Below are 17,493 nucleotides of genomic sequence, written 5' to 3'. Positions count from 1 at the left end.
CGCGGCGTCAGGGCCTGGGGCCCTCCAGCTCGGGGGCGGTGGTGTCGGCGCCGTGCTGTTCGGCGTGTGCCGGGGCGAAAGTCTCGTACTCTTCCACGACTTCGCCGTCCACGACGTCCCCGTCCGCCGCTCGGTGCGACGGGTCCGCCAGGGGCAGGCCGGCGAGGTGCTTCTTGAGCCTCTTGGCCATCGGAAGGTAGGTCGCGAAGGTGAGTCCGCCGGAGACGGCGGCCCCGATGAGGGGGATGGCCTTCGAGACGGTCGTCGCGAAGGACTGCGTCGTCATCTTGATGCCGAGGTGGCTCGCGACCTTCTTCACCAGGGGGTAGACGACCCCATGGGTGAGTGCCTTCCTGGGCAGCTTCTTGGCGACCTCCTTCGCCATCATCCCCGCGACCTTGCCCACGGCGGTGTTCGCCGACTTGGTGCCGACCATCACGCCGAAGAACAGCGTGAGCACCGCCTTGGTCGCATCGTCGACGTCCTCGCCCTCGCCGGAGAACAGATCGGGCCAGCTGTAGAGGTAGGCGAGCTTCTGCGCGATGCGCAGCATGTGGCCGACGTACTGTGCCGTGTCGGCGGGCACGGTGGCGGGGAGGGCGAGGATGCCGGGTATCCCGGCGGCGGCGGACAGGGCGCTGACCTTCGCCGTCTCGTAGCGGATGGAGTCGTTGGCCGCCTTCTCCAGCACGTCGACGGTGATGCCCGCCGCCGCGGGGGTCTCCTCGATCGCCCTGCGGATCTCGTCCTCGGTGCAGTGGCGCGCCAGCGCCGACCGGAGGTACGCCTCCCGGTCGATGCGCACACCGGGGAACTTGGCCGCCGCCAACAGCACCGCGAAGAAGCGCGACTCGGGGTTCTCGACCTCTTTGCCCTGTGTCATGGCAGGAACCTACAGCAGCTCAGGCGTTCCCCGGGCCGGACTGCGGCAGCTCCGCTGCGACCTCGTCATGGGCGTGACGGAGGGGGCGTCAGCCGGATCCACCATGGTGCCGGCGCCGCCTGGGAAGGCACCTGCAGGCGGACGTCGACTGCCGCGCCAGCCCATGTCGGCGCGGGCACCCGGAGAGCACGGCGCCAAGGCGGCAGAAGGCGTTGCGGGGCGGACATGCGCGGACCCCCGGCGAGCGTGTGCCCGCCGGGGGCCCTGCGATCGGCGCCGCCTCTGTCAGCGTGCCGCGAACTCCACGAAGGCGGTCCACGCCGTGGGCTCTACGGCCAGTGCGGCGCGGGTGGTGTCCTTCGAGTCGCGGACGTGGACCGTGGCGGGGCGGACGGCAACCTCGACGCACTCGCCGCCTTCCTCGCTGCTGTAGCTGCTTTTGCGCCATACCAACTGGTCTATGTGCGGCTGATGTACGTGCGCATTCATGGCTCTCCCAGCAACTTCTCTACGTATGCCAATGATTCACGAGAAGTCAGGGCCTGCGCCCGGATGATTCCGTACTTGACTTCCAGCGCACGGACGCGGTCCCGCTCCGTCTGCAGACGGCTGACGTTCTGCACCTCGGCGTACGCGATCCTCCGCCCTTCCTTCGTCTCGATCAAGGTGAAGGGACCAGCCATACCCGCGTTCTCCTCACGGTCGAGCGGCATCACCTGGATCTCGACGTTCCGTCGCTGCCCCATCAGGAGGATGTGCTCGAGTTGGCCACGCAGGATGTCCCGGCCTCCGATAGGACGCCTCAACACTGCCTCATCTATAACAAAGCTGATGAGTGGCGCATCACGGCTAGACAGGATCTCCTGCCGAACCAAGCGGGCACCCACCCTCTGTTCAATCAGTTCATCGTGCATGGGCGGCCGCATCATCATGAAGATGGCCCGCGCGTACTCTTCGGTCTGCAAGAGGCCGGGCACCGCCTGGTTCGCGTACACATGCAGTTCGACGGCCTCCGCCTCCAACTTGGCCGCGTCCCGGAAGAACGCCGGATACTGAGCTCGAGCCACCTCCTCCTTGCTCACGCTCAACACCCCGCCCGCTTGCAACACTTCATCCACCCGGTCGATGAACTTCGGCGGCGGAATACGTCGTGCCTGCTCGAACGACGCGATCGTCGAGGCGGAGTACCCAGTGAGCGACCCAAGCTTCGCGCGGTCCAGGCCCACCCGTTCCCGGAAGAGCTTCAACTGCCGCCCGAACACGCACAGCATGCCCGTCCCGACCTCGTACTCCGGCTGCTGAACCTCGTCGTCCACGCCACAGCTCCTCTCGCACAACCGCCCGATCGGCCAACTCGAAGCCCTGGAACCGGTCACGCCCCACACCGCGTACAAGCGCACCGACCGCGTGTACAGCCCCTGTCCGTCAGCCCATCACTTCTGGTCAACGCTACGCAGAGTCCGACACCGTTGGCCGTATGAAGTCAGCGTCTCCCCCGAACGGGCACATGCCGCAGCACCCCGTACCCGAACGCGAGTTCACCATGCGGTTCACCTCGACGCCGCGCGGTGCCCGCCTCGCCCGTCGGCTCGTCTCGCACCGCCTGGACGACTGGGGGCACCCCTATACAAGCCCGATCAACGAGGCGCTCACCCTCATCACGGCAGAACTGACCGCCAACGCCGTACGCCACGGCCACGTCCCTGGCCGGGACTTCCACGTCCAACTCACCCTGGTTGAGGACACCTTCCGTATCGAGGTGACCGACACCCGCACCGAGAAACAGCCCCCGATCACTCCCCCGGCGCCCGACTCGCTGTCCGAGTCCGGCCGGGGTCTGCTCCTTGTCGCCGCCCTCGCGGACGACTGGGGCGTCAGCCCTCGCCGGACCGCCCCGGGCAAGACCGTGTGGGCGGAGCTGCCCGTACGGCCGAAGGGCCACCCGCTCACGCACCGGGTGGCCCCTGAACCGACAGAGCTCGATCTACTCCTGGCTACTGCTTCGCCGCTGGGCGACGACCTCGGGTCGCGGCCGGAGGACGCCACGCACGAAGGTCGTCGTCCGTGAGACCGTGCTCGCCCTGCTTCTGCTGGCGATAACCGGCGAAGAATTCCGCCGGGGAGCCGCTGTAGAGCACGTCGAACTCGTTGTGCCACTGGGACAGCCATGGCTGGAGCTCCAGCAGGCCAGCGAGGAACGGCGTGATCTCCTCGGTGGACAGCGCGGTGTTGGTGAAGTACGTCGCCAGCGCCTGCGCCTGCTCCCGGTGGTCCCAGCCGGCCCACCCGTACAGCTCGGGGGTGGCGGCGTTGGTCTGCCCGTAGGAGATGAACCGTTCCTTGGGCACATCCAACTTGCCGCGCGCCTTCCAGTAGGAGGGGCGCAGGAAGTCGGCCGAGGTGTACTTCGGCGGCACGGGGATGGAGTCCCGGATCTTCCGCTTGACCTGCTCGTCGGGCGCGGCGTCCTCCTGGCGCTGGAGGTCCCACACCTCTTCCCAGTCCGCCCGCTTCTTCAGCCCGGACGGCTTGTAGCGCAGGGCGGAGAGGAACGGCACGTGCTCGTCGGTGATCAGTTCGGCGACGACCTTCGCCAGGTCCTTGCGGGGCGCGTAGAGCTTGGCGACGGAGACGAAGTCCTCGTCGCGGGAGAGTGCGTCGGTGAGACGGGCCAGGGTGAGGATGGCGGGCTGACCGTTCTCGTCGAACCAGAGGTCGCGGTTCTCCATCCGGTCGAGCAGCCAGGAGCGCAGGGCCTTCTCCTGCAGCGCGTCCCAGCCCTCGGTGGCCCAGCGCCGCTTGTACTCGGGCCGCTCGACCATGCCGATGGCCCGGTTCGACTCGATGGTGTCGATCCGCTTCTGGACGATCTCCCGGTAGGGCGCGGGCCAGTGCGCAGGGATCTCCGTGATGGGAGTGGAGCCATGCCGCTTGAACCACTCGTCGCTGGCCTCACCTGCGGCCACGCGGCGGGCGAGGACAATTTCGAAGGCCCGCTCGCCGAGGGCAAGTTCGGGAATGTTGAGGTCGTCGGGGTCCTCGGAGACGCGGAGGTCTTTGGAGTGGAGGTTGTAGAGGGAGTAGACCTGCCAATCCAGTTCCTCCTGGAGGGCGATCATGCGGGCGCGGGTGGACTTCCAGCGGGACGCGGCGTCCCGGAGAGTCGCGACAGTCGGAGTGGCCTCGACGGCCACGGCCGCAGGGCTAGCAGCGGTGAGTCGCTGAGCCAGAGCATCAAGCGCGACGCCGAGTGCAGTGGGGTACACGGCAGGGAGGGGGAACTCCTCCAGCCTCGTACCGGTGAATTCGAACCGGTGCTCCCAAAATTCGTCCGAGATGCCACCGCCAATACCGCCATTTCCCTTTGACTGACTCACCTGCTTCAGCCAGAACCCAGCGGTGGAGCTATTGAGCAGTCCGAGCAATCGCAGGTACTCCTCCTCACTCGCACCCTCCCGCAGTTTGATCACCGGAGTTGTCCTAGTGAACGCACGTCCACTGCGGTCAAGAACCACATGGTTATGAGTCGCAACGAAGGCGAAATTCAACGACCACGGGTGCGCAGCCGAATCCTTGGGAAGTTGATGCCACTCCCACCACGGACGACCTTCAGTGAAGTAGGTACGTCCAGAGAATGTTGAGCGATTGCCGAGTTCTGTCCGATTAGGCCACAAGATACGTTCGATATTAGGCATCACCGCGAGAGGTGCAACCGATCGTGAGGCATCGTACGGATGAATCACAGAGTTACCATCTGCGATGACGAAGTCGCGGACCTCGTCTCCGACGCCGATCGGTTTGACAAAGGCGCTCTCAGCATTGCGCGCCTTCAAAGCCCGCTCCGGCAATGTAAGCGCGTCGTCCGCGTGAGTGTCACCATAGAATCCGATTCGGGCGATTTGCGATTTTAGTGGTGCTACAGCAGCCGCCGACAGCGATTCGACCAGTTCAAGGCCACCATCAGTCAAGATCCACGGTTTCTTGGCGAAGTAACGCGCCCGATCCAAGTCATCAACGGAAACCCACGCGCTCAGAGAGCCAGGTTTCTCCATTTGATCAACGATGGCACGCCATACGACACCATCTTCACCATTCTCAGGCGCCGATGGCTCACCTTGAACACTTCGCACCGTACGAATGGTTGACGATCGCCTGCTGCCCCCACGTCGCTTACCTATAAGGATAACAGTAGGCGTTCCATGGCCAGGAATATAGGCGCCCGAGGTGTCAATAACCTCCGTCAACTCAACTTGATCACGGAAGTAACTCTCAATCAGCTTAGTACCGAATTCACGCTTCATGAAAGAATTGGCGGTGATCTGTCCAACTATGCCGTACCCGTGACCTTCGACACTGCCTCGCTTGGCCAGCTCGAAGAAACGCTGAGCAAACGGCACCGAGAGCGCATATGTACCACCGCAAGCGTGGTACAACTCCCGATACAGTACATTCAGCTTCTTATCCTTCACCGTGATGTATGGGGGATTCCCCACCACCACGTGATAGCGCCCCTGCTGGAGAATGCCTGGGTGTTCATGCACGTCCTCCGTGGCGTACGCGAATGAGGCCAGCGGGTCGTCCATGCCATCCTCTTCCCCACCCAGTGTCAGCTCCAATTGTCGAGCCTTGATGAGCGAGTCCCCCACCGCCAGATGGATCGGCCATTCATGCTTAGCCGCCCCTGCCAGTGTCCGCACCCCACCGGCCGCCATCGCCGCAACCAGCAACCGGAACCGCGCAATAGCCACCGCGAACGGGTTGATGTCCACCCCATGCACCGAGTCCAGCGCAGCCCGCACCCGCTCATGCACGTCCCGCCCCGGCTGCCCTTCCCCCCACAACCGCACCAACCGCCGAAACGCCCCCAGCACAAAGTGCCCCGACCCGCACGTGGGGTCGATCATCTTCAGTTCCTCGTACCCGAACTCCCGCACCGCCGGGTTCATCGTCCGGTCGAGGATGAACTCCTCCACGAACTCCGGCGTCTGGAGAAGCGCGTACGTCTTCCGCGCGGCCTCGCTCAGGTCCTGGTACAGGTCGCCCAGGAACCGCGTGTCCCAGCCCTCCGTGCCGTCCTCGTTCAGCGGGTCGGTGAAGTCGTGGACGAGGACGCCCGCCTCATCCCGCTGCCGCCAGAACTCGACCAGCTCGCGCGCACCGTCGTGCGACAGCGGAACCTGATACAGCGGGTTGTGTCGCTTGTCGAAGAGGAGGCGGCCGGCCTGGCCCCGGCCCAGCTCGTCGAACGCCTTCTCCAGCCAGCCGCGGTAGGTCGGGTCGCCGTCCGACTCCACGTACGCGTCGTACCGGGCCTCCGCCAGCTCCCGCCGGTCGCCGTCCGGCCCAGTCAGGTACGGCTCGGGGATCAGCCGGTTGTCCTCGCAGAACCGCACGAAGACCGTGCCCAGCACCCACGCCACCGCGACCTGCGTGACCCGCTCGTCCAGCCACGAGGTCCACGTCGCCGCCGTACGCCCCAGCTTGCGGGCCCGGTCGTACTCAGTCCTTAATCGGACCTCGACCTCGGACAACGCTTTCACCTGCTTGCCCAGGTCGGCCTCGACCGCCTTGACCTGTCGCTTCAGGTCGTCTAACAGAGCCTTGCGGTCGATCACTTCGCGTCTCCCTGGACACCACTCGTCACGTTCTCGCCGGACCCGCGGTGGCGGTTGCCCGCCCACGTGTCCGGAAGCTGGATCCACTCCCCCAGGCCGGCCTGGTACGGCACGGCCACCTGACCGAGCCGGGGCTCGCGCGAGGGGTCGCTCTGCGGGACCAGGAGCCACAGCCCCCGCCCGCCCCGCCGGGCCGCCGACGCCAGCCGGTCCAGGACGCCCATCGCGTCGTACCGGGCGAACACCCCGGCCTCCGTCAGCAGGACGGGACCGCGGCCACCGTTGCCCAGCAGCTCCACGATCCGGGGCTCGACCGAGCCCCACGCCGTCCGCGCGTACTCCGCGAACCGCACCGCGCCCTTCGAGCCCGGCTCGGCGGCGTCCGCCTTGAGCAGGGTCTCCCAGGTGGGCTTGGTGCCCGGCGTGACCTGCGCGCGCAGGGCCTGCAGGAACAGTTCGGTCACCGAGACCGCCTCCGCTCCCAAACGCTCGCTCGCCAGCCCGTTCACCGCCTCCCGTACCGACCGCTGCCCCACCGTCAGCACCCGGAACCCGTCCCGGCGGGCCGAGGCGAGGAGCCGTTCCTCCGCGCGCACCGCGCCCGCGAGCTGCGGGTCGTCGGCGTACCGCGTCACCGCACCCGTACGGGTCGAGTGCCGCCAGGCGCCCGTCGTGAGGTAGCTGGAGGCGTCGTCCACCCGTGTCGGCAGGTAGCGCAGGGTGCCCGTGTCCTCGCGCATGCCGAGCGACAGCTCGAAGCCCGCGTCGCGCAGCGCCTTGGTGAGGGGGCCGCCGGTCGGCAGTTCGTGCGTCGTGCCGCCGCGCCCGTCCGGGACGACGAGTTCGGGGAAGCGGGCGCGGACCCGCTCGTGCACGTCCTCGCCGGTCAGGCCGGGCTGCCGGCCCTCCGGGACACCCGGGATCCAGCGGACGAGACCGGCCTGGGTCAGGCGCAGGGCCCGGACGAGGGACAGGTCGCGCGGGTAGATCTCCAGGCGCGGGGTGGCGGCGGCGTTGGCGGACGCGGCGGCGGCCAGTTCGACCATGCGCCGCTCGTCCCAGTCGATCGTGCCGGGCGGCACGGTCAGCGCGCCCAGCTCGGCCAGCACGGTGGCCGCCGTCGGCAGGGTGTCCAGCCTGGCGAGGCGGTCCGCCGTGCGTCCCAGCTTCGTCGCGTACTCCAGCAGGCCGGGCGCGGTCGGGGTGTCCGGGCCGTCACCGTCCCGCACGTCGAGGGTGAGCAGGCCGGCGCCCAGCGACTCGTCGGTCGCCTTGCGGTTCGCCTGGTGCTGGAACTCGGCTTCCTGCGGCACCAGTTGCTCGACCTCGACGACGGCCCGTACCGCCGCCAGGGCCATCGCGCGCCGCTGCTCGCGTCCGGCGAGGTGGGTGCCGCGCCGGACGGCGAGGGCGTCCGCGATCTCCACGGCGGAGGCGACGCGCCCCATGCCCGCCAGCAGGTCGATGATCTCCTCGCGCAGCGCCCGGACGGCGGGCTCGGCCTTCCAGCGCTTGCGTTCCTCCTTGAGCATCTGCGGGATGCGGCCGTGGCTGAGGCCGAGCGCGTCGGCGACGTCCTTCTGCTTCGGCCAGACGCCGATGCCCGGCAGGACGCCGTGCTCGTCGGGCAGGCGCAGCAGCAGCCGCACCATCTCCGCCTTGTTGCGGTTGGAGCCGTTGTTGTTGACGGCCGGCACGAAGACGGTGGCGAGGGTGTCGAGGCTGACCGAGCGCAGGGTGCGGGCGGGCAGCGCACCCGCCGACTCTCCCGTCGCGAGCCGGCCGACGAGGGCCGACTCGGCGGCGGTGAGCTGCTCCAGCTCCTCCTTCGCCTCCGCCCTCCCCTGCGGGGTGAGCGGCGAGACGGGGGCCTCGCGCAGCCGCTCGCCCCACTCGCGCTGCCGCCGCTGGACCTCGTTGCGGGTCTTGGCGCCGAGGCCGGGGGCGTTGACGAGTTTGCGGCGGCTGTAGTCGAGGAGTTCGCCGACCGTCGTGATGCCCAGGCCGTAGAGGAAGGACTGGGCGGCGGGGGTGAGGCCGGAGACGGTCAGCGGGGTGTCGAGGGCGGCCTCGGCTGCGAGGCGGTCGCGCTGCTGCTCGGCGGTCTCCGGCTCGGCGTCCGCGATTCCCCCGGCGGCACCTGCGGTCTGCGTCCCGTCGGCGGCCGATGTGACGGCGGGGGTGGCGGGGTGGCGGGAGCGGTGGCTGGAGGGGACGGTCTGCGAGGCGTCGAGGAAGACCTTGCGCCAGGCGTCCCGCATCGGCTTCAGTTCGGGGTACCGCTTGCCCGCGTCGCGGTGCAGGGCCTTCTGGAAGAAGGCGACGAGCCCGTCCCGTACGGCCGGGTCGAACGCCTCGGCCGCGATGGTCGGGTGTGGCCACTCCTTCGGGTCGGTCATGCGGGGCAGGACGCTGCCGTCGCCCCACTTGGGCAGCTCGCCGGAGGCCATCTGGTGCAGGGTGACGGCGACGGCGTACCGCTCGGCGTGCGAGTCGTACGATCCGCGGGTGATGACGTCGACGAAGGGGTCGAGGTAGCCCTCGGTGCCCGCGTCGGTGCTCTTCGCCGGGTAGCCGGCGAGCGAGAAGTCGATGAGGACGAGCTCGCGGGTGCGGTTGGGGCGGATGCGGACGGCGATGTTGTCCGGCTTGATGTCGCGGTGCCAGACGCCCTCGCCCTCCAGGAAGTCGACGGCGCCGAAGAGGTAGTCGCCGTACGCCTCCAGCTGGTCGACCGGGAGGCGGCCGTGCTCGCGGAGCTGGCGGGCGACGGTCTCCTCGCGGCGGCGCCGGCGGGCCGCGCCCTCGGTGCCCTGGCCGTCGTCGTCGCGTTCGTCGCCGACGTACTCCAGCGCCAGGACGGTGCGGCCGGCGATGTGCAGCGGCTCGGGCTCGACGAGGCGGATGATGCCGGAGTGGGGGCGCAGGCGGCCCATGGCCTCGGCCTCGCGGACGAGTATCTCGCCGCGGCTGTCGGACAGCGCGACCTTCAGCACGGCCAGCGGGCGGGTCCTGCGGGTCTCCGCCTGAAGGTCGCGGACGAGGAAGGCGCGGCTGGTGGAGCCGGTGCCGAGGCGTCGGCGGACCTCCCACCGGCCGGCGAGCACGTCACCGGCGACGGCCTCCAACGGATCCTTGTCGGCGGCGGCCACGTCCTCGCCCTGCCCGTCGGGGCCGGTGGCCGTCGCAGTGGCGGGGGCGGTGAGGGAGTCCTCGACGACCTCCAGCAGCTCAAGGAACTCGTCGACGCTGGCCAGGCGCTGTCCGGGCCGGTAGGCGGTGACGGCCTGCACCAGCTCGTCCACGTCCTCGGAGAGCCCGTCCACCAGGGAGCTGGGGCGCAGTCCCTCTCCGGCTTCCAGGCGGGCCAGCAGCTCGGCCTGGCTGGCGGCGGGGGCCTTGCCGGTGACCAGCAGGTAGGTGAGGACGCCGAGCCCGTACACGTCGAGGTAGACCGGGTCGGGGTTGAGGGCGGTCAGCTCGGGCGCGAGGTAGGCGTCGGCGTCGTCTGCCAGGTGCATCGCGGACAGCGCGGTCGGCGCGAACCGGGTCATGCCCTGGCCCTGCGAGGAGTCGCCGCTGCGCTGGGTGGCGATCTGCCAGTCGGAGATCTGCAGCTGCGGGGTGAGCCAGGCGGCCTCCTCCCCGACGGCCCGGCCCTTCCCGCCGCGCGGCCGGGGGACGACGAGCACGGAGCGGGCGGCGAGCGCCCTATGGTGGATGCGGCTGGCGTGCGCGGAGCGGACGGTCTCGGCGAGCTGGCGCACCAGCGCCATCCGGCCGAGGATGTCCAGCTTCTCGCCGTACTGGACCAGGTACTCGTCCAGCTTCAGCGTGTGCGGGTGGTAGTCGAAGATCAGCGCGGGGCCGGCGGTGTGGCCGGAGGGGAAGTACTGCTTGAGCTGGACGGCGCCCGGGTGCTTGAAGCGGCCCAGCACGGCGGCCTCGCGCCGGGCGGCGCTCTCGACGGACCGGCGCAGGGAGGCGTCGGAGCCGCGTTCGCTGAGGTAGACGCGGACGCGGACGGCCTCGGGCAGGTCGCTGTGGCGGGCGAGGTAGTCCGCCCAGGTGGGGCCGGAGTCGAAGGACTTCCGCTCCAGCTCGTAGGGGCCGACCTTGTACTGGGCGTCGCTGGGCCGCACGCCGATCTTGTCCAGGGCGGCCTTGATCTCGCGGGAGCCGATCGCGGTGATGCGGCGCCGCTCGTCACGCGGGGGCTCCTTGAGCATCTCGACCAGCTCGTCGACGGTGTGGACGCCGTTCCGGTCGTGGGCGGGCAGTCGGACGCGCAGGCCGTCGTCCGTGAAGCAGACGGCCTCGGCGACCCAGATCCGCTTGCCGCCGGTCTGCGCGAGCAGACCGGCCAGTTCCTTGGCCTTGCGGTTGACCAGGTGCAGCGGGTTGCCGTGGGTGCGGCGCTGGCCGCCGGGGGTGGTCTGGACCCAGGTGCCGTTCTCGGAGGTGACCGAGCCGTGCCAGTCCTTCAGCTCGACCATGCACAGGCCGCCGGGCGCGACGACCAGCAGGTCGACCTCGCGGACGTGGCCGGTGTTCGCGGTGAAGGTGAAGTTCGACCAGGCCCGCCAGGGGTCGGAGTCCGGTAACTTCCGGCGGATCGCCTCCAGGCCGCGGCGTTCGTGGTCGAACTCCGAATCGGTGACCGTGACCCACCGGCCTTCCCGCATGCCTGTTCCCCGCTCGTCGTTCTTTCAGGACCCGCCCTCCCCACCCCACGGGTCCAGTGAACCGATCCTAGTGGTTGCCGGGCATACAAACGGAAGAAGAGATCATGGAGGATGGGACTGTAAAACATTCGGATCTCCCGCCGAAACACCGGCCGCCAATCGTGTGGCCGGTTTCGGCCAGGCGCTGTTGATCTCCCGTCGTCACCGGCGGACCATGTACCCGGCTCCTCGTGCGCGACCGGTCACCGTCAGCGGGCCACGTGCCCATCGCGGCCACGGCGCACGAAGGGCACGGGACGGCGGCGAACGGGACGGGGGCGTGACGGGGTGCTGCGCGGGTGTCGAGCCGACCGGCAGGGGGCCGAGGCCGCATGAAACATCGCCTCCAGGTGGCGCTCCAGGTCATGCTGGCGCTGGTCGCGTGCCTGCTGGGCATCGTGACCAACTACGCCACCAGCACCGACGACGCGCCCTGGCTGCTGGAGGTCATCCGGCGGGGCTCCGTACCGGCCATCGGACTGCTGGTGGTGGCCATGGTGGTCGGGCAGGTCGTCGTGTACCGGCTGGAGAACCCCGCGCCCGCGCAGGCGGAGTGGCCGCGTGACCGGATTCCCTACCCGGGACTCGACTCCTACGACGAGGACGAGGCCGCGGTCTACTTCGGCAGGGAGGCGCAGGCCGCCGAGCTGACCCGCAGGCTGCACGTCGCCGCGCCCCGCCCCGCGGACCGGTTCCTGCTGCTGACCGGGGCGTCGGGGAGCGGCAAGTCCTCCCTCGTACGGGCCGGGGTGATGCCCCGGCTGCACAGACGGCGGTGGACGATCGTGCCGACGTTCTCGCCGGGCGCGAACCCCCTCGGCTCCCTGGCCGCCTCCCTGGCCGCGGCGGGCGGCGGCAGGGAGTCGGCCGCTGCGGTGCTGCGGAGGCTGCGCCAGGGCCCGGACGGCCTCACGGCCGAGCTGTCGCGGCTGCGCGGCGGGCAGTTCCGGCGGGTCCTGCTCGTCATCGACCAGTTCGAGGAGCTGATCACCCTCGCCGGCGAGCGGGAGCAGACCCAGTTCCTGGACGCGCTGCACGCGTGCCTGCGGCAGGAGCCCTCCGTCCGGGTCCTGGCCACCTGCCGGGTGGACCTCCTGGGACGGCTCCTCGCCACCGGCCACGCCCCGTTCCTGCAGCATCCGGTCGCGATCGGCACCTTGAGCAGGGCGCAGCTGACCCAGGTCGTCGAGCGTCCGGGCGCCCTGGTGGGCATCTCGTTCGCGCCCGGCCTCGTCGAGACCATCGTGGACGACACCGGCACGGACGACGCCCTGCCCCTCCTCGCCTACCTCCTCCAGGAGCTGTACTTCGCCTGCGGGCCGGGCGGCACGGTCACCGAGGAGACGTACCGGCAGCTCGGGGGCGTGGCGGGGGCGCTCTCGCGGCAGGCCGACAACACCGTGGCGGCCCTGAACGCCCCGGGCGGCATCGAGTTCGCCCTGCGCGTGCTGCTGAAGTTCGTCACGCTGGAGGAACGGGACCTCGCCCGCCGCCCGGTGCGGCTGTCCGAACTCACCGACCAGGAGCGGTACGTGGTGGACGCGTTCATCGACGCGCGCCTCATCCGGTCCGACGCGTCCGGGAGCACGGTGGGGGACGCGGGCGGCCACCAGGAGGCGTATGCGGAGGTGACGCACGAGGCCCTGTTCCGCCAGTGGGCGCCCCTGCGCCAGGAGGCGGAGGCTCGCGCCGAACGGCTTCGGGAGAGAGCGGAACTGGAGCGGTGGGCCGTGGACTGGGAACGGTCCGGCCGCAGCGCCGACTACCTCCTCACCGGCGAGCGGCTCGCCGCCGCCCAGCGGTGGCTGGTCGCGCTGGAGGAGGCCGGTCAGGCGTCGGTTCCCGCCCGCGCGCTCGTCGACGCCTCGCAGCGGCGGGACCTCGCCTTCCTCGGCCGTGTCTCCGACAGCATCGGCCGCCAGGTGCTGGCGAGCGCGGAGACCGAGCCGGAACGGGCCCTGCTCCTCTCCCTGGCCGCGCTCGGTGAGTGCGCGCCGACACCGGCCGCGCGGCGCGGGCTGATGACGGCGCTGGCCGCCAGCCACCTGCGGACCACACTGGACGGGCACTCGGACACGGTCCGGGACATCGCCTGGTCGCCCGACGGGCGGTTGCTGGCCTCGGCCTCCAGGGACGGCACCGCCCGGGTGTACGAGGCCCGGTCGGGGCGTCCGCTGTACGTCCTGCCGTGCGACGGGGCCATGGTCGAGTCGGTGGCCTTCTCCCCGGACTCGACCCGTGTGGCCACCGTCGGCCGCGACCACGTGGTGCGGATCTGGGACACCGCCTCCGGTGAACCCGTCCGGCGGCTCACCGGTGCCGGGGACATCGGGCGGCGGGTGGCGTGGTCACCGGACGGGCTGTGGATCGCCGCCACGTTCAGGGACCGGGTCGTGCGGGTGTGGGAGGCCGGCACCGGTCGGCCCGTGCACGAACTGAACGGCCACACGGGCGATGTCTGGGGTGTCGCATGGGCCCCGGACGGTTCCCGTCTCGCCACCGCCTCCCACGACCGGACGGTGATCGTCTGGGATGCCGCGACGGGAACGGCCGCGACGACCCTGGCCGGGCACACGGAGTTCGTCGAGGGCATCGCCTGGTCACCGGACGGGCAGTCGCTGGCCACCGGGTCCGGTGACCACACCGCCCGCATCTGGGACGCCCGCACGGGCGCCCTGCGGCTGCTGCTGCGCGGCCACACCGACTACGTCTGGAACCCGGCCTTCTCTCCCGACGGCCGACTGCTCGCCACCCCGTCGTCCGACCGGACCGTGCGCGTCGTCAGCACCGAGGACGCGAAGGTGGTGGCCGTGCTCCGCGGGCACACCGACACGGTGTGGGCGGTCGCGTGGTCGCCGTCGGGCGACCAGCTCGCCACCGCGTCGACCGACGGCACCGGCCGCCTGTGGGACCTCAGACCGCGAGGCGCCGAGGCCGTCCTGGCCCATGGCCACGACGGGCCGGTCAACCAGGCCGCGTGGTCGGGCGACGACAGCCGTCTCGCCACCGTCTCGGACGACGGGACGGCACGGGTCTGGGACGCCGGTTCCGGTAGGCCCGCCGGTCCGGTGACGGTGCTCGGCGAGCGGGTGTGGAGCGTGGCGTGGGCCTCGCACGGTGACCGCCTCGCCCTCAGCACCGCGGACGGACTGGTCCGTGTCGTGGACGGCACCGGAGGCACGGTCTTCGAACTGCGCGGCGAGCCCGTCGAGGGAAGCGCGTGGTCACCGGACGCCCGGCGGCTCGCGACCGGCGGGCACGACGGCACCGTACGCGTCGTGTCCGCCGTCGACGGCACGGAGCTGCGGAAGCTGACGGGGCACCAGGACTGGGTGGGGCGCGTGGCGTGGTCCCCGAGTGGCCGGAAGCTGGCCAGTTGCTCCGACGACCGCACCTGCCGTCTGTGGGACACCGCCGACGGAACCCAGTCGACCGTGCTCCGTGGGCACGGCAACTACGTGGAGGACGCCGCCTGGTCCCCGGACGAAGCACGCGTGGCCACGGCCTCCGGTGACTGGACGGCCGCCGTGTGGGACGCCGTGACGGGACGCCGGATCGACGTACTGAAGGGGCACGAGGGGCGGGTGCGTGCCGTCTCCTGGTCTCCGGACGGACGTCGCATCGCGACCGGGTCGGACGACCGGACCGTGCGGATCTGGTCCGCCACCACGCTCGAGGAGATCGCCGTCGTCGGTGTCCACCAGGACAAGGTGACCTCGGTGGCGTGGTCTCGGGACGGTACGCGGCTCCTCACCGCGTCCGCCGACGGGACGGCACGCGTGTGGCCGGCGGACCCCGACTACGACCGGTTGGAGGCACGGGCACGCGGACGGGTCTTCCGCACCCTGGACGAGGAGGAGCGGCGGCACCACCTGCTGCCGTCGGACCCCGCCTGAGTCAGTAGCGCTGCCTGAGTCAGTAGCGTTGCTCGACCGTGCGCTCGTCGGTGTGCACGAGGTAGTCGCCCGGATCGAGACCCATCGCCTCGCGCTCGGGCGACGCCCAGTACACCGCGTTGCGCTCCGCGAAGGTCTCGGGGCCGTCGTAGGAGATCAGCCAGACGAACTGGCTGCGTTCTCGATCGACCCACGCTCCGCCGATCTCGAAGCCCAGCTCCAGCCGCAACGGCACGATGTCGCCGCGCCACCGTTCCACCCATTCGTCGAGCAGCCCGTCACGGACGGTGTACGTACGCAGCTGAGTGGTCCTGGGCATCGGCGCGCGTCCTCCTGTCGGACCGAGGCGGTCTGCAGGCCGTTCCGGGACCTCACCGGGGTTTCCCGGACGACCGGCCCAAGCGGCTCGTCCCACCGTACGCCACGGAACAACGCCCGGTTCCCGGAAAGGCGAAGCGCCTCGGCGGATGCCGGCGTTCGGATACGGAACAGCAATTGTCATATCTTCCTACTAGAATCCCCGGCATGGGACTGGGGGATGTAACGCGTGCAGGGGTGCTGGCCGCGGTCAAGGAGTGTCAGTACCTGGGTCGTGAAACGTTTCTCCGCCGGTACGGCTTCGGTCGGGCCACGACGTACGAGCTGGTCCTGGACGGAAACCGCTATGACTCGAAGGCCATAGCGGGCGTGGCCCACCTGTACTCGGTCGGCAACCTGCTGCCGGCTGAAGACTTCAGCGGCGGTGCGCGCACCGTGGCACACCGCCTGCGTGTCCTCGGCTTCACGGTGGAGGACGGAATCAGCGTCGCGGACGGGACGCAGCAGGTGGCGCCCCAGCTGGTTCTCCAGCCTCGCGGCGGGGCGCGGGATCGCGGCCCGCAGAACTTCGCCAAGTCGATACGGCAGGGCATTCGGATCACGGACATCAGAAACGCACTCGGTGAGCAGGCGGATGCGCTGGCCGCCCTGTACCCGAGTGGAATCGCTCGCCTGTGGGGTTCCACTCCCGCTGCGCGCTCCAACAACGAAAAAGCGAGAGCTCTGCGAGGCCGCCGCGTCGGCGACGACGTGTTCTTCTATGCGAAGAACCACTTCATCGCTCGCGCCCGCATCCTCCACCTGTTCGACAGTCCGCCTGTCGCGCGGATGGTCTGGGGAACCGACGAGAACAGCGCGACGTGGGAGCACATCATGGCGCTCGGGGAAATCGAGGAGTTCTCCACTCCCGTCCTCGCCGCACCCATACTGCGGAGCCTGGACGTTCCAGCGCCCCTGCGGAGCCTCACCCTGCGTTCCTCCGACGACTACCTCCGCGTCGTCCGGCTCCTTCCGGTGAGGCGCCCCCAGGTTTCCCGCAACCTCCGGCACCGCTTCCCGCCGCGCCTTCACAGCTGACCTCAAGGGGCTTGCTGGACCGGATCGGCTCCCTGCGGACTCATCGCCATGCGGAGAGCGGAGTTCCCAGTCGACACCAACCGCTGACTCTGCTGTGGGCGATCTCCCGGATCGCAGCGGGCAAGCCGCGTCTGGCACCATGGTCGTGTTTCCGCACTGAGGTCAGTCCGCTCCTGGCCGAATTCGGGCTTCCCGGTTCCAAAGTCACCCCCGAGTACCCTTTCTGGCACCTACGGGGCAGCGGTTTGTGGGAGGTCCACGGGACACAAACCGACTTCGGCCCTACGCCGCAGGTGGGAGCCCTCAGCAAGGCTCAACCCGTCGCAGGCCTCACCCATGAGAGCGCCGAACTGCTGCGGAACCCTCTCACCCGTCTGGAAGCAGTGGCCAAGCTGTGCAGCACCTACCTTGACGGTGTCGATCAGCGTGAGTTGCTCAATCGGGTGGGTCTCGCCGGATATGCGACGGCCGACGGCCTGCTCGATGGAGACGAGAACCGTCACGGCCAGGAGACCACCGATACGGAGCGGGCAGTCGGCCCGACCACTCGACGGGAGTCCACCTCCTCACAGCCTGTTCGCAACGCCACGATCGCGCAACAGGTCAAGAAACTGCACGGCCACGCTTGCCAGGTGTGCGAAACCCGCCTCTGGTACAAGCGCAGGCCCTACAGCGAGGCAGCCCACATCCGTGGCCTCGGCTCCCCGCATGACGGTCCGGACGAGCTGCCGAACCTGCTCTGCCTGTGCCCCAACCACCACGTCCTCTTCGACGGGCTCGAGATCTACATCGATGTCGACGGTGTCGTGAGGCAGACACATGGGGACGCCCCTTTGGGACGCCTCCGCCAACACGTCGACCACCGGATCGACGAGGCATACCTGCAGTACCACCGGACTCTGTGCAAGTTCGCCGGACAGGCCGGGGAGTGACGGCTCGCGTACGGCCTCCGCCCCCGGCACTCCCTGCTTGACCCAAGC

10 protein-coding genes are annotated in these 17,493 nt (G+C 69.7%); 4 read left to right on the top strand and 6 right to left on the bottom strand.

The genetic code is table 11. From position 1 onward, the window contains the following. Positions 1 to 7: 7 nt before the first annotated feature. The 3 genes from IE106_RS08450 to IE106_RS08440 form a co-directional block, all read right to left on the bottom strand. Positions 8 to 883: a hypothetical protein gene (locus IE106_RS08450; RefSeq protein WP_189531545.1), complete on the bottom strand. Its 876-nt coding sequence runs from the start codon at positions 881 to 883 to the stop codon at positions 8 to 10. A gap of 285 nt (positions 884 to 1,168) precedes the next feature. Next, positions 1,169 to 1,372 (bottom strand): DUF397 domain-containing protein, encoded by a 204-nt coding sequence (locus IE106_RS08445; protein WP_189531542.1) that lies wholly within the window; start codon positions 1,370 to 1,372, stop codon positions 1,169 to 1,171. Beyond that, entirely contained in the window at positions 1,369 to 2,199 is an 831-nt protein-coding gene (locus IE106_RS08440; protein ID WP_189531540.1) for a helix-turn-helix domain-containing protein, read from the bottom strand. The genes IE106_RS08445 and IE106_RS08440 overlap by 4 nt, the downstream gene beginning before the upstream one ends. Positions 2,200 to 2,390: 191 nt before the next feature. Between IE106_RS08440 and IE106_RS08435 the strand changes: the two genes are divergently transcribed. Beyond that, positions 2,391 to 2,951, top strand: coding sequence for an ATP-binding protein (locus tag IE106_RS08435; protein ID WP_189532216.1), 561 nt, complete (start codon positions 2,391 to 2,393; stop codon positions 2,949 to 2,951). Here the strand turns inward: IE106_RS08435 and pglX are convergent. Both pglX and pglW read right to left on the bottom strand, forming a co-directional pair. Further along, positions 2,878 to 6,498, bottom strand: coding sequence for a BREX-2 system adenine-specific DNA-methyltransferase PglX (gene pglX, locus IE106_RS08430; RefSeq protein WP_189531539.1), 3,621 nt, complete (start codon positions 6,496 to 6,498; stop codon positions 2,878 to 2,880). The genes IE106_RS08435 and pglX overlap by 74 nt on opposite strands. Continuing rightward, on the bottom strand, positions 6,495 to 11,183 hold the full coding sequence (pglW, locus tag IE106_RS08425) for a BREX system serine/threonine kinase PglW (RefSeq protein ID WP_189531537.1): 4,689 nt from the start codon (positions 11,181 to 11,183) through the stop codon (positions 6,495 to 6,497). The genes pglX and pglW overlap by 4 nt, the downstream gene beginning before the upstream one ends. A gap of 371 nt (positions 11,184 to 11,554) precedes the next feature. On the opposite strand from pglW, the gene IE106_RS08420 reads away from it, so the two are divergent. Next, complete coding sequence (locus IE106_RS08420) at positions 11,555 to 15,118, top strand: WD40 repeat domain-containing protein (RefSeq protein WP_189531535.1); 3,564 nt, start codon at positions 11,555 to 11,557, stop codon at positions 15,116 to 15,118. 19 nt (positions 15,119 to 15,137) lie between these two features. Here the strand turns inward: IE106_RS08420 and IE106_RS08415 are convergent, their stop codons facing one another. Further along, positions 15,138 to 15,437, bottom strand: coding sequence for an NIPSNAP family protein (locus tag IE106_RS08415; protein WP_189531534.1), 300 nt, complete (start codon positions 15,435 to 15,437; stop codon positions 15,138 to 15,140). A gap of 206 nt (positions 15,438 to 15,643) precedes the next feature. Here IE106_RS08415 and IE106_RS08410 point away from each other — a divergent pair, with 206 nt between their 5' ends. Together IE106_RS08410 and IE106_RS30230 are read left to right on the top strand one after the other, a co-directional pair. Beyond that, a complete protein-coding gene (locus tag IE106_RS08410) occupies positions 15,644 to 16,513 on the top strand; it encodes a ScoMcrA-related endonuclease (RefSeq protein WP_189531532.1) in 870 nt (289 codons plus the stop codon). A gap of 11 nt (positions 16,514 to 16,524) precedes the next feature. After that, on the top strand, positions 16,525 to 17,445 hold the full coding sequence (locus tag IE106_RS30230; RefSeq protein WP_229840184.1) for a phosphorothioated DNA-binding restriction endonuclease family protein: 921 nt from the start codon (positions 16,525 to 16,527) through the stop codon (positions 17,443 to 17,445). The last annotated feature ends 48 nt before the right edge of the window (positions 17,446 to 17,493 follow it).

The organism is Streptomyces roseolilacinus (assembly GCF_014649335.1).
Taxonomy (GTDB): domain Bacteria; phylum Actinomycetota; class Actinomycetes; order Streptomycetales; family Streptomycetaceae; genus Streptomyces; species Streptomyces roseolilacinus.
This window is presented reverse-complemented; position numbering and strand designations above follow the sequence as displayed.